The following is a 2,500-nucleotide window of genomic DNA, read 5'->3' as shown; positions in this document are numbered from 1 at the left end:
GGTAGAGCGTCGAGCGAATACCCCCGGGGGTAGAGCACTGGATGGGCTATGGGGACTCACCGTCTTACTGATCCTAACCAAACTCCGAATACCGGGGAGTACTACTCGGCAGACACACGGCGGGTGCTAACGTCCGTCGTGAAAAGGGCAACAACCCTAACCTCCAGCTAAGGTCCCCAAGTCATGGCTAAGTGGGAAAGGATGTGAGGATCCCAAAACAACCAGGATGTTGGCTTAGAAGCAGCCATCATTTAAAGAAAGCGTAACAGCTCACTGGTCTAAATAAGGGTCTTTGCGCCGAAAATGTAACGGGGCTGAAGCCATGCACCGAAGCTGAGGATGTGTAGCAATACACGTGGTAGCGGAGCGTTCCGTAAGCTGATGAAGGGAGACCCGTGAGGGCTCCTGGAGGTATCGGAAGTGCGAATGTTGACATGAGTAACGATAAAGAGGGTGAGAGACCCTCTCGCCGAAAGACCAAGGGTTCCTGCTTAAAGTTAATCTGAGCAGGGTTAGCCGGCCCCTAAGGCGAGGCAGAAATGCGTAGTCGATGGGAACCACGTTAATATTCGTGGGCCTGGTGGTAGTGACGGATTGCACAAGTTGTTCATTCTTATTGGATTGGATGGGCAGCGGAGCGGTTCCAGGAAATAGCTCCACCGTATAGACCGTACCCGAAACCGACACAGGTGGTCAGGTAGAGTATACCAAGGCGCTTGAGAGAACTATGTTGAAGGAACTCGGCAAATTGCACGCGTAACTTCGGAAGAAGCGTGACCCCATGGTAGGCAACTATTATGGGGTGGCACAGACCAGGGGGTAGCGACTGTTTATCAAAAACACAGGGCTCTGCGAAGTCGCAAGACGACGTATAGGGTCTGACGCCTGCCCGGTGCTGGAAGGTTAAGAGGAGAGGTGCAAGCTTTGAATCGAAGCCCCAGTAAACGGCGGCCGTAACTATAACGGTCCTAAGGTAGCGAAATTCCTTGTCGGGTAAGTTCCGACCTGCACGAATGGCGTAACGACTTCCCCGCTGTCTCCAACATAGACTCAGTGAAATTGAATTCCCCGTGAAGATGCGGGGTTCCTGCGGTCAGACGGAAAGACCCCGTGCACCTTTACTATAGCTTTACACTGGCATTCGTGTCGGCATGTGTAGGATAGGTGGTAGGCTTTGAAGCGGGGACGCCAGTTTCCGTGGAGCCATCCTTGAAATACCACCCTTATCGTCATGGATGTCTAACCGCGGCCCGTTATCCGGGTCCGGGACAGTGTATGGTGGGTAGTTTGACTGGGGCGGTCGCCTCCGAAAGAGTAACGGAGGCGCGCGATGGTGGGCTCAGACCGGTCGGAAATCGGTCGTCGAGTGCAATGGCATAAGCCCGCCTGACTGCGAGACTGACAAGTCGAGCAGAGACGAAAGTCGGTCATAGTGATCCGGTGGTCCCGCGTGGAAGGGCCATCGCTCAACGGATAAAAGGTACGCCGGGGATAACAGGCTGATGACCCCCAAGAGTCCATATCGACGGGGTTGTTTGGCACCTCGATGTCGGCTCATCGCATCCTGGGGCTGGAGCAGGTCCCAAGGGTTTGGCTGTTCGCCAATTAAAGCGGTACGTGAGCTGGGTTCAGAACGTCGTGAGACAGTTCGGTCCCTATCTGCCGTGGGTGTAGGAATATTGACAGGATCTGTCCCTAGTACGAGAGGACCGGGATGGACATATCTCTGGTGGACCTGTTGTCCTGCCAAGGGCATAGCAGGGTAGCTACATATGGACGGGATAACCGCTGAAGGCATCTAAGCGGGAAACCCACCTGAAAACGAGTATTCCCTATCAGAGCCGTGGAAGACGACCACGTTGATAGGCCGGGTGTGGAAGTGCGGCAACGCATGAAGCTTACCGGTACTAATAGCTCGATTGGCTTGATCGTTCTCATTGACTATGCTCATCTCCCGGCAAACACGAAATGTTTGTCCGGATCGATGATCCAGACCTTTGTCCTGACGCGCCAATGGCGCTGCGGACGGCCCGCCAAACGATTGGCGACGGCCTCTGGCCTGTATGGGTGCCACAAGCACCCGCAGCCGGAAGAGGTTCCAAAAGACGTGTTCAAAAAAGAAAACAGGCTAACGCCTGCCAGCTTCTCAAAACATAAAGTTGCGCTTTGCCGACCTGGTGGTTATGGCGGGGTGGCTGCACCCGTTCCCTTTCCGAACACGGCCGTGAAACGCCCCTGCGCCCATGGTACTTCGTCTTAAGACGCGGGAGAGTAGGTCGCTGCCAGGTCTGCAAAACGCAACTGATGTAAAACAATCTTCTCATCACAAACTCTACGGCCCAAAGCCGAAACAAAAGGGCCGCTCACAAAGCGGCCTTTTGTGTTAGAATGCATAAGCAAATCCCAGCGATTTGCTCTGGCGCGGGGTGGAGCAGCCCGGTAGCTCGTCAGGCTCATAACCTGAAGGCCGCAGGTTCAAATCCTGCCCCCGCAACCAAAC

General features: G+C 54.6%; 1 tRNA gene and 2 rRNA genes (1 of these 3 cut by a window edge). All 3 read left to right on the top strand.

Annotation, left to right across the window (positions count from 1 at the left end):
- Positions 1-1,932: ribosomal RNA gene (locus tag GR198_RS35120) — 23S ribosomal RNA — on the top strand (it extends 956 nt beyond the left edge of the window).
- A gap of 241 nt (positions 1,933-2,173) precedes the next feature.
- Positions 2,174-2,288, top strand: a 5S ribosomal RNA gene (rrf, locus tag GR198_RS35115).
- Positions 2,289-2,420: 132 nt separating this feature from the next.
- A tRNA-Met gene (locus GR198_RS35110) sits at positions 2,421-2,497 on the top strand.
- Positions 2,498-2,500: the final 3 nt, after the last annotated feature.

It is taken from the genome of Rhizobium leguminosarum, assembly GCF_010668065.1.
GTDB classification, from domain to species: Bacteria; Pseudomonadota; Alphaproteobacteria; order Rhizobiales; family Rhizobiaceae; genus Rhizobium; species Rhizobium leguminosarum_S.
The sequence above is the reverse complement of the archived record's forward strand: the minus strand, read 5'-3'. Positions and strand labels throughout refer to the sequence as shown.